This is a genomic window from Desulfoplanes sp. PS50, assembly GCF_053851535.1.
In genome coordinates this window covers 1-15883 of sequence record NZ_JBSPZA010000033.1, presented here as the reverse complement: position 1 = coordinate 15883, position 15883 = coordinate 1, and the positions used below count along the sequence as shown (strand labels likewise).

General features: G+C 57.2%; 10 protein-coding genes and 2 pseudogenes. 11 read left to right on the top strand and 1 reads right to left on the bottom strand.

The annotated features are described in order from the left end of the window. Nucleotides 1-2: 2 nt before the first annotated feature. The 6 genes and pseudogenes from ACTVJH_RS13235 to ACTVJH_RS13210 all read left to right on the top strand — a co-directional run bounded on the left by ACTVJH_RS13235 (nucleotide 3) and on the right by ACTVJH_RS13210 (nucleotide 7064). Nucleotides 3-866, top strand: a complete 864-nt coding sequence (locus ACTVJH_RS13235) for an ABC transporter permease (protein WP_455991547.1) — start codon at nucleotides 3-5, stop codon at nucleotides 864-866. Then, nucleotides 863-1837 (top strand): ABC transporter ATP-binding protein, encoded by a 975-nt coding sequence (locus ACTVJH_RS13230; protein WP_455991544.1) that lies wholly within the window; start codon nucleotides 863-865, stop codon nucleotides 1835-1837. The genes ACTVJH_RS13235 and ACTVJH_RS13230 overlap by 4 nt, the downstream gene beginning before the upstream one ends. Next, nucleotides 1830-2363 (top strand): annotated as a pseudogene (locus ACTVJH_RS13225) (ATP-binding cassette domain-containing protein); the annotation flags it as partial. The gene ACTVJH_RS13230 and the pseudogene ACTVJH_RS13225, both read left to right, overlap by 8 nt. 144 nt (nucleotides 2364-2507) lie before the next feature. Further along, the gene (locus ACTVJH_RS13220; RefSeq protein ID WP_455991585.1) at nucleotides 2508-2807 is read left to right on the top strand and encodes an oligopeptide/dipeptide ABC transporter ATP-binding protein; all 300 of its coding nucleotides are present in this window, start codon (nucleotides 2508-2510) and stop codon (nucleotides 2805-2807) included. 232 nt (nucleotides 2808-3039) lie between these two features. Then, complete coding sequence (locus ACTVJH_RS13215; protein ID WP_455991541.1) at nucleotides 3040-3861, top strand: M55 family metallopeptidase; 822 nt, start codon at nucleotides 3040-3042, stop codon at nucleotides 3859-3861. A gap of 413 nt (nucleotides 3862-4274) precedes the next feature. Next, complete coding sequence (locus ACTVJH_RS13210; protein ID WP_455991538.1) at nucleotides 4275-7064, top strand: molybdopterin-dependent oxidoreductase; 2790 nt, start codon at nucleotides 4275-4277, stop codon at nucleotides 7062-7064. A 113-nt stretch (nucleotides 7065-7177) separates the two neighbouring features. Here the strand turns inward: ACTVJH_RS13210 and ACTVJH_RS13205 are convergent. Then, a pseudogene (locus ACTVJH_RS13205) lies at nucleotides 7178-7747 on the bottom strand (DsbA family oxidoreductase); the annotation flags it as partial. Between the two features lie 344 nt (nucleotides 7748-8091). Between ACTVJH_RS13205 and ACTVJH_RS13200 the strand changes: the two are divergent. The 5 genes from ACTVJH_RS13200 to ACTVJH_RS13180 all read left to right on the top strand — a co-directional run bounded on the left by ACTVJH_RS13200 (nucleotide 8092) and on the right by ACTVJH_RS13180 (nucleotide 15813). Continuing rightward, a complete protein-coding gene (locus tag ACTVJH_RS13200; protein ID WP_455991536.1) occupies nucleotides 8092-11787 on the top strand; it encodes a hybrid sensor histidine kinase/response regulator in 3696 nt (1231 codons plus the stop codon). 185 nt (nucleotides 11788-11972) lie between these two features. Continuing rightward, entirely contained in the window at nucleotides 11973-12386 is a 414-nt protein-coding gene (gene arfB, locus ACTVJH_RS13195) for an alternative ribosome rescue aminoacyl-tRNA hydrolase ArfB (protein ID WP_455991534.1), read from the top strand. Nucleotides 12387-12750: 364 nt separating this feature from the next. Next, nucleotides 12751-13863 carry an iron ABC transporter substrate-binding protein gene (locus ACTVJH_RS13190; protein ID WP_455991531.1) on the top strand — a complete coding sequence of 371 codons (1113 nt, stop codon included), beginning with the start codon at nucleotides 12751-12753 and terminating at the stop codon, nucleotides 13861-13863. Between the two features lie 124 nt (nucleotides 13864-13987). Then, nucleotides 13988-15058 carry a FecCD family ABC transporter permease gene (locus tag ACTVJH_RS13185; RefSeq protein ID WP_455991582.1) on the top strand — a complete coding sequence of 357 codons (1071 nt, stop codon included), beginning with the start codon at nucleotides 13988-13990 and terminating at the stop codon, nucleotides 15056-15058. Then, nucleotides 15055-15813, top strand: a complete 759-nt coding sequence (locus ACTVJH_RS13180) for an ABC transporter ATP-binding protein (protein ID WP_455991528.1) — start codon at nucleotides 15055-15057, stop codon at nucleotides 15811-15813. Before ACTVJH_RS13185 ends, ACTVJH_RS13180 begins: the two co-directional genes overlap by 4 nt. The last annotated feature ends 70 nt before the right edge of the window (nucleotides 15814-15883 follow it).

Below are 15883 nucleotides of genomic sequence, written 5' to 3'. Positions count from 1 at the left end.
TCATGAACCGATTCCCCTTCCGCCTGAACCCGGAAACCATGACCTCCCTGCGCCTGGTACTGCGCAACCCCTCGGGGCTGGCCGGTTTGATCATTCTCGTGACCATGCTGGCCATGGCTTTGGGCGCTGGTCTGCTCGCTCCGTATGACCCCATCCACGTGAATCTGGGTGATCGGCTTCAATCCCCTTCGTGGAACCATCTTCTGGGGACGGACGAAATGGGCCGCGACCTGCTGAGCCGGATCATGTTCGGGGCCCGGATCTCCCTGCGCATCGGTATCATGGTCGTGGCCGTGGCCGGAACCCTGGGCACGATCCTGGGGGCGACCGCCGGCTTTCTCGGCGGCATGGTGGATGGATTGATCATGCGAACCATGGACATCCTGCTCTCCTTTCCCTCCCTGGTCCTGGCCATGGCCCTGGCAGCCGCTCTGGGCCCGGGACTGAACAACGCCATCCTTGCCGTTGCCGTGGTTATGATTCCCAAATTCTCCCGTCTGGTCCGCGCCGAGGCCATGACCATCCGTAACCGCCAATTCGTGCTGGCGGCCCGGGCCTGCGGGGCCAGAAAAACATGGATCATCTTCAACCACATCATCCCCAATTGCATGAATCCGGTCATGGTCCTGGCCACCCTGACCCTGGGGGAAACCATCCTCATTGCCGCGTCCCTGAGCTTTATCGGTCTCGGGGCCCAGCCTCCCCTGCCCGAATGGGGGGCCATGGTCAGCACAGGACACAAATTCCTCATGGATCAATGGTGGTACGCCACCTTTCCCGGCCTGTTCATCCTGGTCACGGTCATCGGATTCAACATTCTGGGAGATGCCCTCCGGGACATCCTCGATCCGAGGATCAGGCGATGAACCTTATGCGCATCCAGGGCCTGAACCTGGAATTCTCGACCATTGACGGCCCGGCCAAAATCCTGCGCCATATCGACCTGGACATCCCCGACGAAACAATCGTGGGCCTGGTCGGGGAATCGGGCTGCGGCAAATCCGTGCTCGCCCGGGCGATCATGGGCATTCTCCCCACCCCACCGGCACGGGTTACCGGCGGACGTATCCTTTTCAGGGGCAGGGATCTGCTCGCACTTCCGGAAAAGGCCCTGCGTGCCGTCCGGGGAAAACACCTTGCCATGATTTTCCAGGAGCCCATGACCAGCCTGAACCCGGTCTTTACCATTGCCAACCAGATGACCGAGGTAGTCCGTTTGCACCAAAAGGCAGGGCATGATGAAGCCCTGGCCGTCTGTTCCAGGATGCTCGCCCAGGTCAATCTTCCCGATCCGGCGCGGATTCTGTCCACCTATCCGCATGAACTCTCCGGCGGGATGCGCCAGCGGGTGATGATCGCCATGGCAATGAGCTGCAATCCCGATCTGCTCATTGCCGACGAGCCGACAACCGCCCTGGACGTGACCGTGCAGGGCCAGGTCTTGGCCATACTGCGGGACATGGTCACCCGTAAGAAGACATCCGTGCTTTTTATCACCCACGACATGGGCATTGTCGCCCAGCTCTGCCACAGGGTGGCGGTCATGTACGCCGGAAGGATCGTGGAACAGGGACCTGTGGGAGATCTCTTTGAGCATCCCTGCCACCCCTACACGCGGGGATTGATGCGAACCATACCCAACCCCGACGAACGAAAAACCCGTTTGGAGCCGATCCCGGGAACCGTGCCCAATCCCCTTGAAACCGTTGCCGGCTGTCCCTTTCATCCCAGATGCCCCCGGGCCATGGACATATGTCGGACAGCATACCCCATGACCACCCTGGTGGGTGAACATCATCAGGTCAGCTGTCATCTTTTCGGAGTCGAACATGGATAGGATTTTGGAAACCAGGGATCTGACCATGGAATTCCACGTCCGTTCGGGATTTCCCCCCCGCAGGGAGGTGCTGCGAGCTGTCGACGGGATCGATCTGAACCTCGGCCAGGGGGAAACACTGGGATTGGTCGGAGAATCCGGAAGCGGCAAATCCACCCTGGCCAACCTGCTTGTCAGGCTGCTTCGACCGAGTCAGGGCAGGATTTTGTTTCATGGAAGGGACATCGCCCACCTGCACGGTCAGGAGATGCGCCGGGTCAGAGCCAGGGTGCAGATGGTCTTTCAGGACCCCCAATCCGCCCTGGATCCGCGCATGACCCTGCGCAAAATCGTGGGCTATCCCCTGAAACTGCACCGGGGGTTACGCGGCAAGGCGCTGGAAAAACGGATCAGAAAGAGCCTTGAAGAAGTCGGGTTGGACCAGGTATCATTGGAACGCTAGCCCCATGAGTTCAGCGGGGGACAGCGACAGCGCATCGGGATCGCCCGGGCATTGATCACCCAACCCGAATGCGTCATCCTGGATGAACCCACATCGGCCTTGGATGTATCCGTACAGGCCCAGATCCTGACCCTGCTGCAGGATCTTCAAGCACGCCATGGATACGGGTATCTCTTCATCTCCCACGATCTCTCCGTGGTCCGGTTCATCAGCAACCGCATCGCGGTCATGTACCTGGGCCGGATTGTGGAAACAGGTCCCACGGAGATCCTTTTTGCCCACCCGCTGCATCCCTACACCCAGGCCCTGTTCCTCTCCATCCCCCGGCCCGATCCCAAAATCCGCCAGAATCTGGACGTGCTGCAAACAGACATTCCCTCCCCATGGAATCGGCCGAAGGGCTGCGTGTTTCATCCGCGATGCGCCCAGGCCATGGAGATTTGCAGGCATACCCCCCCCGGCCCCCGAAAAATGGACAACGGGATCACGGTAAGCTGTCATCTGTATACCAATTACGATTTACGATAAGTGCCCAGGATGCAGGCGGCAGGTTGGCATGGTGTCTTTTTGAGGGGATGCGCGGTTTGTTGTTTCTGGTGGTGCAGCATGGACATACGCGGACAAAAGATACACGGACGAACACACGGACGCCACATCATCACAGTGTCGGATCAAAACAATAGCAACGGGATAACGCATTGTCCCGACCTGCGCACTGCGCACTGAGCACTCTATTCTTCTATCCTCCAAAGGAGTCCTTATGAACATCTACATATCAGCAGACATCGAAGGCATCGGCTGCGTGGTCCGCGGCGAACATTCCAATGTCCAGGGCAGAGAGTACGCCCGGGCCCGGGAATTCATGACCCGCGAAGTCAACGCGGCCATTGCCGGGGCCTTTGATCAGGGGGCCGAAAAAGTGGTCGTTGCGGATTCCCATAATGTCGGGGTCAATCTGATCCCTGAGCTTCTGGACGATCGGGCCGAACTCATCATGGGAGGACCGCGTCCCCTGGGCATGATGGAGGGGATCGATCAGGGCTTCGACGCGGCCCTATTCATCGGCTATCATGCCATGGCAGGAACCCCGGACAGCCCCATTGTTCACATCGACCACGGCCGGATTTATTCCGTGGAGATAAACGGGACACTTCTGGGAGAGATGGGAATGAACATGGCCCTGGCTGGCCATTTCAACACCCCCGTGGTTTTTGTGTCCAGTGACGCGGCAGGATGCAGAGAGGCCTTGGCCCACATGCCGGAAGTGGAAACCGTAGCCGTCAAAAAGGGTATCGGTGCCTATGCCGGCCAGTGCCTGCATCCTGCAATCTGTCGCCAACGGATCCAGGCGGGGGTCTCCCGGGCCCTGAGCAGAAATTTCTGTGCGCCCCTGACCATCAGCACCCCCGTATCCATGCGTGTGTCATTGACCACGACCTCGGGGGCTGACCGCATTGCAAGGATGCCCGGAGCCAGCCGCCTCAACGGGAGAACCATTCTCTGGGAGGGAAACTCCATCCTGGATGCCTACCATGCCTTTCTCGTCATGAGCGATCTCATGGACCTGGTTCATTTTATTTAGCTTATAATTTCAAAATATTATATGCATAAATCAATCATTTTATCTCCAGATTATGTGATTTTTTTCTCAATTCAGAGGAAACCGCGGTCCTGACTTTAGGCACAGCTTGTTACCCATAGCCTGTTTTTTCACGTTTGATGACTCTCTTGGATGAGTGATTATTCTGTGGTATGTAGAGGTCTGTACCAGGTGAACACCGATCATGGTTGCAACCGGAATCCGTTTCCAGACGCGGCTCCCCGGTTTCCAAAGATCCTGGCTTGGCTTCTTCGAAGGCATGTCTTTTCCTTTCCCCATATTTTGTAGTAGAGCCTGGATCCTGACCGGCTGGACAGACTTTCACTCACCCCCCGTTTCAGGCAAATGATGAACCAGGGACATCATGTCCCTTGCATTCCACAGGAGGATACTCCATGAGCACCACGACCCCCACCAACAGGGCGACCATCTACAGATTTCTGGCAGCCATCTTCCGTGACGAACCGGTTCTCTCCTTGATAGAACCATTCGCTCCCAACGGCTCTCTGGGCAAACCCGCATTTGCCGAATCAATGGGTTCCTCCCTGGGTAAATCCCTGCAGCGACTGACCGCCTTTCTCGACACGGACTCGACGGAGAACATCCTGATGGAACTTCGCTTCGAATATGCGGATCTCTTTTTGAATGCCGGACCAGCACCGGTTTTCCCCTATGCATCCGTCCATGTGACCAAAACACCGGTGGTTCAACAAGAACCCCTCTTTCGGTTGCGCAATGCCCTGCGGGACATGGATGTTCAGGTGGCCCCCGGATTCAAGGACCTGGACGAACATATCAGCGTGGAACTCGAGGCGTGTGCGGTCCTGCTTGAACAGGGAAATCCGGAGGCCTATGACGAATTTTTCACCTCCATACTCATGGAATGGGCCCCTGCCTTTTGTGATCAACTCGAGCTCAATGCCACCTCCCCGTTCTATCGCGAATGGGCCGGGATATGCCGCTGGTTTCTCCAGAAATGCGCCCAAATGACAGACAATGATTCCTCCTGCGAACCGCTGCTTGCAGCCTTTGCCCAGGGACTCTCCCAATCCGGCCTTGCCTCGCTGCCCCCCCTGCTCGTGCCCGGGGCCAAGCCCGCCGCAGCGAATCAGGACATCCCCACCCATTGTTACACCTGCGGAGCCCTGTGCGGGATGACCGCCAAGGTCGAAGACGGGGTTCTGGTCAAGGTGGCCGGGCTCAAGGGAGACCCCAAGGGTGACGGACGCCTCTGTCCCAAGGGAGGGGCCGTGCCCAAGCATGTGAACAGTGCCTACCGTCTCAAAACCCCGCTGATCCGGGAAAACGGCCGCTTTCGCAAGGCGGGCTGGGATGAGGCCCTGGATCTGGTCGCCTCGCGACTGCAGGACATTCCCCAGGGCAAACTCGCCTATTTCCGGGGGAACGATTTTGCCAACTTTGTGCACGAGGCCTTTTTCGAGCATCTGGGCTGTCCCAAGGGAACCCACCGGACCATGTGCGACAATGCCAACCGCATGGCCAACGAGCACAACCTGAACGACAAGCGGCCCTGGATCAATTACGAGGAGTCCGACTACATCATAGCGTTCGGCATGAACGAGCTGGCCACATCCTACGGGCAGCGCAAGACTGCGGCGCTCAAGGCCGCCCTCAAGCGCGGGGCCAAGCTGGTGGTCTTTGATCCCCGCAAGTCGGAAACAGCGGCCAAGGCGACCACCTGGATCCCCATCAAACCGGGTACGGACGGGGCAGCTGCCATGGCCATGGCCCATGTGATCATCACCGAAGATCTCTATGACAAGGAATTTGTCCGGGACTGGACCACGGGATTTGATGACTTCAGAGACCGTGTGCTGGGCAGGGAAGACGGGATTGCCCGAACGCCCGAATGGGCGGAATCCATCTGCGAGGTTTCGGCCGAGACCCTGCGGACCATTGCCCGCGAGTTTGCCGCGGCCAAGGCCAAGGGGGTCATCTCCTGGACCGGGCTGGCCCAGACCCCTAACGGCCATTGGGCAACCGCTGCCATCCAGTCCCTGAACGGATTGTGCGGGACCATCGATGCACCCGGGGGACCGGGACTCATCTGGAAACGCAAACTCGGCTCGGCATGGCGGGACGGACAGGTCAAACCGGAGAAACGACCCGCACCCAAGCTGGATAATTTCCTGCTCTGGTCGGGATGGTCGCCTGCCAAATTCGAAGAGCAGGTGGCCGACGGTCGGATACAAGCACTTGTCTCCTATTGGGGTGATCCCGTGCTGACCTGGGGCAACAGTGAATCCGTGGCCCGCGGGATCGAAAAGCTGGATTTCTGTGTGAGTATCGACGCCTACATGTGCAACACCGCCCTGCTAAGCGATGTGGTCCTGCCCGATGCCACCTGGCTGGAACAGAGTCAGATCAAACCCGACTGGCTGTACGAGGCCTTTTTGAGCTACTTTGCCCAGGTAGTCGAACCCATGTACGACAGCCGTCCCATGTACCGCATTATCCAGGGACTGGCCGAACGTATGGGCGTCCAGGACGCCGTGCCCTGGAAAACCATGGACGAGGCCTTTGCCAATCAGCTGCGCGACCTCCCCTGGAGTCTCGAGGAGCTCAAGGAGAAGGGGTTTCTAATCACTGATCCGGCAGCCTATTACAAGTACAAGACCTGGGGAGGGATCAACCCGCCCAAGGGATACGGTAGCTCCGGCACAAGCCGGACCGGCAAGTACAATTTCCTCAATCCCGTGAGTGTTGAAAAGGGCGTCGACCCCCTGCCCGACTATAAGGAAGTGGATAAAGAATATGCTCCAGATTCTGAGTTTCCGTTTATTTTCGGCAATTTCAGACTCTTACAGCATGAACACTGCTCTACCTTCAACAACTACCAGTTGATGAAGCTCAGAAAAACCAATGCGTTGATCATGAACACGGACGATGCCGTGCGGCTTGGCATTGAAAAAGGGGATACCGTGACAGTGACCTCCCCCTGGGGATCCACCACCATCACGGCCGAGCCCACAACGGACATCCGACCGGGCGTGCTCGGCGCGGCAGGCGGCTACGGGCACCTGCGGGGGCTGGAAGGAGATCCGGGCTTCCCGGATTTCGGCGGGGTCAATGTGCCCGGAGCGCTCATGCCCCCCAATGTCACCGAACCCACGGGCGGCACCCCGTTGCTCAAGTACGTCAAGACACGGGTAGCCAAGAGCTAACCTCCCGGGGATGGCAATCATCCGACAAACAAAAAGGCGGCCTTAACGAGGCCGCCTTTTTGTTTGTATTCTGTGCCGAATATACCTGTTGTGCGATAACGCCGTTTACATGATCAGCTTGTGCCCAGTTCGGCTTCTCTTCCAAGGGCAAAATCGAGAAGGACACCAAGTGGGTGTGCACCCACCAATCTTTTGCCATGAGCAATGAATGTGGGTGCGCAGATGATTCCCAGGTTCTCGGCCAGGGCAAGATCCCGGTCAACGGGTTCTCGGAAGGTTCGAGCACGCATCACCTTGCCGGCATCATCCGTGGATAGTCCCAACTCCTGAACAATATCCAAAAGAACCTCGATCTGACCCAGATTCCTGCCTTCCACAAAATAGGCGGCAAAAGCACGTCTCTCAAACTGCTGTCCCTTCCCATAGACCTCATGAGCCCAGGCCCTGACCTCCTGAGCCAATCGTGTGTTACAAATCATGTCCGTGGGTACGAACGCCACCCCGTTCTCCCGGGCCAGTTCCGTAAACCGGGCCATCATGGCCGAAATATCCAGATGGGGATCGTCCAGAAACTCCTCCAGGCTCATGCCCTGTTCAGGAATTTCCTCATGCAGGGGAAGTGCGCGCCAGACGATCTCTACGCCATATTCACGCTCAAGCCGTTCAATACGCCCGGTACTGAAATAGCACCAGGGTCAGGTAAAATCGGAAAACACTTCCAGACGGGAAGGTGCATGTTCCATGAAATATTTCCTTGGGTAGTTGGCGGTTGGAACAACGAAAATGGCAGACTCTCGAGAATAAGTTCCTAAACTCTTCCAAATTTCTAAACTCTCTTAACTCTCTTAAATTGTAAAATTTCCTTCCATGTATCATTTTGAATGTAAAGAAAAAGCATTTGAGTAATTCCAAAATGTCATACATTTTTCACTAGACACATCGCGTGATTGCAAAAAAAACATGACAAAAGACAAGAGAAGCTGTAATGCCCTGTAAAAAATTATAGTTCTGATCTTTGGAGTACGCCATGCCTCCCCTTTCCGCCTACCAGAAATTCTCCCGATCGACCCCCTTTCGCATGACGCTTGCCTTGGTCTTTGGATTGATCGGATTTTCGCTCAATTTTCTGGACATCCAGATCCTGGATACCGCCGAATTCAAGATCAGCATCCTCATCGGCCTGTTTTTCCCCCTGATCATCTCCCTGGCCTGGGGATGGCGCTACGGTCTGCTCAGCGGGCTGGCCGGGGGGAGTCAGTCCATGTGGTGGCTCTGGCATGGCGATGGCTGGGGTATCCTCTACGCGGTGCCCATCTTCACCCTCTGGATCGTCTGGCACGGATGGTGGGCCGATGTCCGACAAAAAAACAGGTACGAATACCCCTGGTACCAATCCGCATTCGCCGTAGAGATTGCCTTTCGTATTGTCTGCGAGTTGGGCTTTTTGACTATCTTTGCCTGGCTCGTCTCCTGCAATCCTCCTCCGTGGGCTCCAGAAATCACCTGGAACGAAGTTTCCCTTGGCTGGATCATGACCGTGGCTGTCAAACACACGATCTCGGGGTATATCCTCCTTATGACCGCCTATGTCGTGCTCAGCTTCGGTCCTGTACGCAACATCTTCGGATTGAACAAAAAATTTGCTCAATCCGAAGTTTCCATCCTCTACATCGCCTTTATCCTCGTGGGACTGATGGTCTGGGGCGTGGACAGCCTCCTGCACTACTGTCTCGACAATGATCAGGGAGCCACCTTCTGGGAGCTGGCCCTGTTCAAACCCTCCCCCCATCTCTTCATGCGCATCGCCTTTCTGTTTCTGGCGCTTTGCGGAGTTGCCGCTCTGACGCCCATGCTCCGCAACCGGGCTCGCCTCCAAAAACGGCTCATGCATGTGAACCATGTCCTGGATGGAATGCACAGGACGAACAGAGGCATCGACAGACTCAAAAACCCCCATGAACTGATCGGCTCAATCTGCGATCAACTGGTCCTTTCCAAGGCGTATCTCTCGGCCTGCATTCTTCTTCTGGATGACGAGGGAACCTGCGTGGACCATGGTCTGGCATGTCTCTCAAAGGATGATCCTCGCAACAAACTCCAGTTTCAAAACAAACCGTTATGCCCATGTGTCCGCCGGGCCCTGGCAAGCAGGGAACTGATGATCACGGACGAACATGCGCATACGTGTGAACACTATCCGTTCCACCATAGTCAGGCGGATCTGGATGAAGACGCCGGCTGCTTCACCTGCTCAATCGCTTACAGAGACACCGTCTACGGTGTGTTCACGGCTTCCCTTCCCCTGGAACGACTCCACGAAGAGCAGGAAAAACATCTTTTCAGAGAAATCTGTTCGGATATCGCCTTTGCCCTGCACGGTCTGGAAGAAACGGCCAAACGGCGTCAGGCCGAAGCAGCCTTGCGCGAAAGTGAGCAGCGGTTCAGCCGGATGCTCGAGAACGTCCCGGAGGTCGCGGTCCAGGGATATGGGCCTGACGGGACGATCCACTACTGGAATCAGGCCAGCGAAATCATCTACGGGTATACGCGGGAAGAGGCTCTAGGCAAGAACCTGCTCGATCTGATCATCCCCGAAAACTTACGCGAAACCGTGACCGAGGTCATTGCCACGGGTGCCCGGGACGGCCAGATGCCTCCGCCCCAGGAACTGACCCTCAAAAACAGACGCGGCGAACCGATCACCGTCCTGTCGAGCCACGCAGTGATCATTCGCGACGGGCACGAGCCCGAATTCTACTGCATCGACATCGATCTGCGAAAAAGAAAACAGACCGAATCCCGACTCCTGGCCAGTCAGGCAGAGATACAAAGCATCTTCCGTTCAGCCCCGGTGGGCATCGGTCTGGTCAGGAACCGCGTTTTCATGCGGGTCAATAAACGGCTGTGCGAAATGCTTGGGTACGAGGAAAAGGAGCTTGTGGGAAAAAGCGCCAGAATGGTCTACCCCACCCTGGAAGAATTCGAGCGGGTCGGGTCGGAAAAATACGGCATGATCAAGCAGAACGGCACTGGAACCATGGAAACCCGATTCATGCATAAAAACGGTTCCATCCTGCATATCATCCTGAGCTCCACCCCCCTCGACCTGCACGATCCCTCCAGGGGAATCACCTTCACCGCCCTTGACATCAGCGACAGAAAACGGGCCGAGGACGCCTTACGCCAGAGCCAGGAACATCTCCGAACGACCCTTTATTCCATCGGCGACGCCGTCATCACCACGGACAATCACTGTCGGGTCACGTCCATGAATCCGGTGGCCGAAACACTCACGGGCTGGGACCGGGACGAAGCAAAAGGACTGCCCCTGCGAACGGTCTTCCCCATTGTCAGCGCCATCGACCGCAAGGAATGCGAGAACCCCGCCACCCGAGCCATGGAACAGGAACAAATCGTCGGCCTGGCCAACCACACCGTGCTCATTGCCAAGGACGGCATCGAACACCACATCGCGGATTCGGCAGCCCCCATCCGCGATCTTCAGGGCACGATCACCGGCGCGGTTCTGGTCTTCCGGGATGTCACCCATGAATACCGGATGCGCAAGGAACTGCAGAAGATGGACAAGCTGGAGAGTCTGGGCAACCTGGCGGGCGGGCTGGCCCACGATTTCAACAACATCCTCATGGCCATTTACGGAAACATCGAACTGGCTGCGAGCACGCTCGACACCAACCATCCTGCCCGGGAGTTTCTCACCAATGCCGGAGAGTCCATGGACCGTGCCACCCGGATCACCAATAAACTGCTCACCTTTTCCAAGGGTGGCAGTCCCATCAAACAGCATCTGTCCATGGAAGCACTCATCCGGGATACGGTCAGCTTCGATCTTTCCGGAAGCGGGGTGAAGCCGTTCTTTGAAATTGAAGACAATCTCCTGGAAGTTGAGGCGGACAAAGGACAGCTTGAACAGGTTGTCTCCAATCTGACCCTCAATGCCAAACAGGCCATGCAAAACGAGGGGACCCTGCATGTCTCCATGACCAACGAAGAGGTCGGAAAAGAGCATGCCTCCGGACTCAAGCCTGGGACCTATGTCAAAATTGTGTTCGAGGATACCGGCCCGGGCATCGCGACCGAACATATCGGCAGCGTATTCGATCCCTACTTCACCACTCATCAAACCGGTTCCGGACTGGGACTGGCCACGGTCTATTCCATCGTTACCAAACACGGGGGCGCCATCTCCGTCGAATCCCCGGTCGGACAGGGGGCCCGATTCACCCTGTACCTCCCGGCCCTGGACGATTCAGGGGGGATTGAGCATCATCTGGTCCCGGAAACAAATGAGCCTGCCGAGCCCCGCACCTCCAAACATCTCAAACGAATTCTGATCATGGACGACGAGCCCATGATCCTGGAACTCCTGACCGCACTTCTCAAAAGCCTGAACTACGAAGTAGAAATCACCACGAACGGGAACCAGGCTGTGGAGGTCTACCAGCAGGCGCTCCAAGCGGGAACTCCCTTTGACGCGGTCATTCTCGACCTGACCATTCCCGGAGGCATGGGCGGGGCAAAGGCCATCAAGAAACTCCTGGAAGTCGATCCGGCAGTCAGGGGCATCGTCTCCAGCGGGTATGCCGACGATCCGATCATCGCTCGCTACCAGGACTACGGGTTCAAGGGCGTGGCCATCAAACCTTACTCCCTGCAGGAACTCCGGGATACCGTGGAAAAGGTCGTCTCGTCCAAAAAGTGACCGGCCGGGGTCCAGTACAACAACCATTTCTTTCAGGGGAATCGACACCCCCTATCCACCGGCATCCCTCTGATCATGAAAACATGCTGGAATCGCTCCTTGCCAGAACGCGCAAAATAAGGGATCACCTCTCGCGTACCCTGCGTTTCTGAACGTTCCTTTTATCGAGTCCCAACGAATTGATCATGCTCCGCATCTCCAACACCGTAACCATACCGGACAACGAAATCGAGATCATCCCCATCCGGGCCCAGGGGGCCGGGGGACAGAACGTGAACAAGGTCTCCTCGGCCGTGCATCTGCGCTTCGACATCCAGGCGTCGTCTCTGCCCGATATGTACAAACAACGCCTCATGGCCCTTGGGGACAGCCGGATCACCAAAGAGGGGGTCATCGTCATCAAGGCCCAACAGCACCGGACCCTGGAAAAAAACCGGGAAGACGGACTGAATCGGCTGCGTGAGCTGATCCGTTCGGTCTCCGTAACCCCCAAAAAGCGCAAGCCGACCAAACCGAGCCGGGCAGCCCGCAGACGCCGCGTTGAAAGCAAGGTCAAACGCGGACAAACCAAGGCCCTGCGTGGCAAAGTGATACACTGAACCTGCGCCTGGGGGGAATGGACAGACACGGACGGACACGGCCGTGCACGGACGCGGTGCAAGGACAACGCCTTCTGGCAGCGCTACATGAGGTCCGCCAAGGCTCGCCAAGCATTCACTTTTACTGCCTCCTTTCGTTTTTTCTGCGCCCTGCGCACTGAGCGCTGCGCACTTCCCTTCCTGCCTCCCGTCTCCTTCCGTTTTTTCTGCGCCCTGCGCACTGCGTACTTCCTTTCCCGCCTTCCTTCCCCCTCCTCTTGACGCACAAAAATCTTTCGTATAGGCAACCTGCGTATCACGAATTTTCACAACGTATCATCGTCCCACTATCATTTTCCGTTTCCGGCAACACCAAGGATCTTTCATGCGCCACCTCACGCCCCTGTTCATCACGCTGGTCCTCATGATCCTGGTCCCTGTTTCCTCCCTTGCGGCATCCTCCAGAACCATCGTCGATGCCACGGGAACCACGCGCACCATCCCGGCCTCCGTCAACCACGTCATCTGCTCGGGCTCGGGCTGTCTGCGTCTGCTGACCTATCTCGAGGGGCAATCCATGCTCGTGGGCGTGGATGACATGGAGACCCGAAGAAACCGGTTCGAGGCCCGGCCCTATGCCCTGGCCAATCCGGGGTTCAAGGACCTGCCCACTTTTGGAGAATTCAGGGGGCATGACCATCCCGAACGCATCCTGACCCTCTCTCCCCAGCCCGATGTCATTTTCAAGACCTTCGCCACCACGGGCACGAATCCGGACGAACTGATCCAAAAAACCGGCATCCCGGTCATTGTGCTCGATTCCGGTGATCTGGGAGATTATCGCCAGAATTTCTATAACTCCCTGCGGATCATGGCCCGGGTCATTGGCAAGGAAGACCGGGCCGAGGCAGTGATCGATTTTTTTGAAACAAACATCCAGGAAATCGGATCGCGGACACACGAGGCAAAAGCCGAACACCTCCCGAGCGTATATATCGGCGGGGTGGCCCACAAGGGTCCCCACGGTTTCCAGTCAACCGAGCCTGATTATCCCCCGTTTCGTTTTGTCGGCCTCAGAAACATGGCCTACACCACCGGACTGACCGGCAAGGGGCTGCAGCATTCGGACGTGGCCAAGGAAAAAATTCTGGAATGGGATCCCAATGTCCTTTTTCTGGATCTGAGCACCCTGCAATTCGGTGAACAGGGCGGTGGACTGGACGAATTGAAAAACGACCCCGCCTACCAGGCCCTGACCGCCGTGCAAACCGGCAAGGTCTATGGGGTACTCCCCTATAACTGGTATTCCCAGAATTGCGGATCCATCCTCGCCGACGCCTGGTTCATCGGCAAAACCCTGTTTCCCGAACAATTCAAGGATATCGATCCCCAATCAAAAGCCGACGCCATCTACACCTTCCTGGTCGGCAAGCCGGTCTTCGACAAGATGGACCAGGCATTCGAGAATCTGGTCTTTAAGAAAATTCCCGTGAATTAAGCAGTGAGCCTTTGTTCTTGGATGGACCGGATTGACCCAAATGACCGGATTGACCGGATTGATTGGTTGCCTGGGGGAAGGATTACGACCTGCAACTTACAACCTGAAACCTGAAACCGAATCCATGCATCTCGAAGACGGCCATATCCCTGCAGAATATTCCCGGTACATCGGACGAAAAGTCATTCTTATCGGTGTAACCGGACTGCTTTTGCTCGCCGCCCTGATCACGGCCATATCCCTGGGCGCGGCCCATGTACCCATCCTCGATGTGGGTAAAAGTCTCTTGTCCATGGGTGTCTCCAAACGGTTCGATATCATTGTCTGGCAGATCCGCCTTCCCCAGGCCCTGGCGGCCATGATCGCCGGGGCGGGCCTGGCCGTTGCCGGGGCGGTCATGCAATCCATCCTGCGCAATCCCCTGGGCTCACCCTTTACCCTGGGCATCTCCCATGCGGCAGCCTTCGGGGCCGCGTTTTCCGTGATGCTCATGGGATCAGGCATCATGGGCAGTTCCCAGGTCGAATCCATCACCATCACCAACCCCTATCTGACCACCGGGGCCGCCTTTGCCTGCAGCCTTCTGGCCACGGGCATGATCATCCTTGTATCCAGACTCCGCGGGGCCACCCCGGAGACCATGATCCTGACCGGTGTCGCCCTGGGTGCCCTGTTCACCGCCGGGACCATGTTCCTGCAATTCTTTGCCGACGACGTACAACTCGCGGCCATGGTTTTCTGGACCTTCGGGGATACGGCCAGGGCATCCTGGAACGAACTGGCCATTCTCGCCGGGGTGACCGGTCTGGCATCCCTGTACTTCATGGCTAACGGCTGGAACTACAACGCCATTGACGCGGGCGACGAAACCGCACGGGGTCTTGGGGTCCGCGTGGACCGGATCAGGGTCACGGGTATGCTCATAGCCTCCCTGGTCACCTCGGTGATCATCGCCTATCTGGGGATCATCGGATTTGTCGGCCTGGTGGTCCCGCACATGGTCCGGCGTATCCTCGGCGGGGATCACCGGTTCCTGCTTCCGGCCACCATTCTTCTCGGGGCCCTGCTCCTGCTTGTCTCGGACACGGTGGCCCGGCTCATGCTGGCCCCCCATGTTCTCCCTGTTTCCGTGCTCACCGCGTTCATGGGGGCACCCCTTTTCATGTATCTGATCATCCGGGGGTACAAAAAATGATTCTCGACGTGTGCGGTGTCTCCTTCACCTATAATTCGCATCCGGTCCTCGACAAAATTTCCTTCACCCTGAAGCCCGGAGAGCTCCTGGCCATTCTCGGGCCCAACGGTGTGGGCAAGACCACCCTGCTCAAGTGCATCGACGCCATCCTCTCTCCGTCCGGAGGTTCGGTCATGGTCAAGGGAACGGACGTGCTCAAACTCCGGAGCAATGAAATCGCCAAGACCATCGGGTACGTAGCCCAGCGATGCGAAAGCTCGCGCATGACCGTGTTCGACGCCGTACTCATGGGACGCAAGCCCTACATCCGCTGGAGCGTGGGTCAGGAGGATCTGAGCATCGTCGACGCGGCCCTGAAACGACTGAACATGGAACACATGGCCCTGCGCCATATCGATCAGATGAGCGGCGGCGAACTGCAAAAGGTGGCCATCGCCCGGGCCATGGTCCAGGAACCCGAGATTCTTCTTCTGGACGAACCCACCAGCTCCCTGGACCTCAAAAACCAGGTCGAGATCTTGTCCATGATCCACCATGTCATTGTGGAACACGGCATGGCCGGGGTCATGACCATGCACGACCTGAATACGGCCCTGCGTTTCGCCAATGCCTATCTTTTTCTCAAGGACGGCCAGGTCTATGACGCCGGACGCGTGGAACACATCTCCTCGGAGATGATCGAGGCCGTGTACGGGCTGCCCGTGGAGATCCACTCCATCAACGGCTACCCGACTGTCGTGCCCATGGCCTGCTGACAGAGAAACTCCCGGAACTTTTTTACCCCCCCCCTTATATGCGAAGGCCCGCATGCACTGCATGCGGGCC

Coding starts and splice junctions, on each gene's coding strand:
- ACTVJH_RS13235 (WP_455991547.1), top strand. CDS start 3: ATGAACCGATTCCCCTTCCGCCTGAACCCGGAAACCATGACCTCCCTG.
- ACTVJH_RS13230 (WP_455991544.1), top strand. CDS start 863: ATGAACCTTATGCGCATCCAGGGCCTGAACCTGGAATTCTCGACCATT.
- ACTVJH_RS13220 (WP_455991585.1), top strand. CDS start 2,508: ATGTACCTGGGCCGGATTGTGGAAACAGGTCCCACGGAGATCCTTTTT.
- ACTVJH_RS13215 (WP_455991541.1), top strand. CDS start 3,040: ATGAACATCTACATATCAGCAGACATCGAAGGCATCGGCTGCGTGGTC.
- ACTVJH_RS13210 (WP_455991538.1), top strand. CDS start 4,275: ATGAGCACCACGACCCCCACCAACAGGGCGACCATCTACAGATTTCTG.
- ACTVJH_RS13200 (WP_455991536.1), top strand. CDS start 8,092: ATGCCTCCCCTTTCCGCCTACCAGAAATTCTCCCGATCGACCCCCTTT.
- arfB (WP_455991534.1), top strand. CDS start 11,973: ATGCTCCGCATCTCCAACACCGTAACCATACCGGACAACGAAATCGAG.
- ACTVJH_RS13190 (WP_455991531.1), top strand. CDS start 12,751: ATGCGCCACCTCACGCCCCTGTTCATCACGCTGGTCCTCATGATCCTG.
- ACTVJH_RS13185 (WP_455991582.1), top strand. CDS start 13,988: ATGCATCTCGAAGACGGCCATATCCCTGCAGAATATTCCCGGTACATC.
- ACTVJH_RS13180 (WP_455991528.1), top strand. CDS start 15,055: ATGATTCTCGACGTGTGCGGTGTCTCCTTCACCTATAATTCGCATCCG.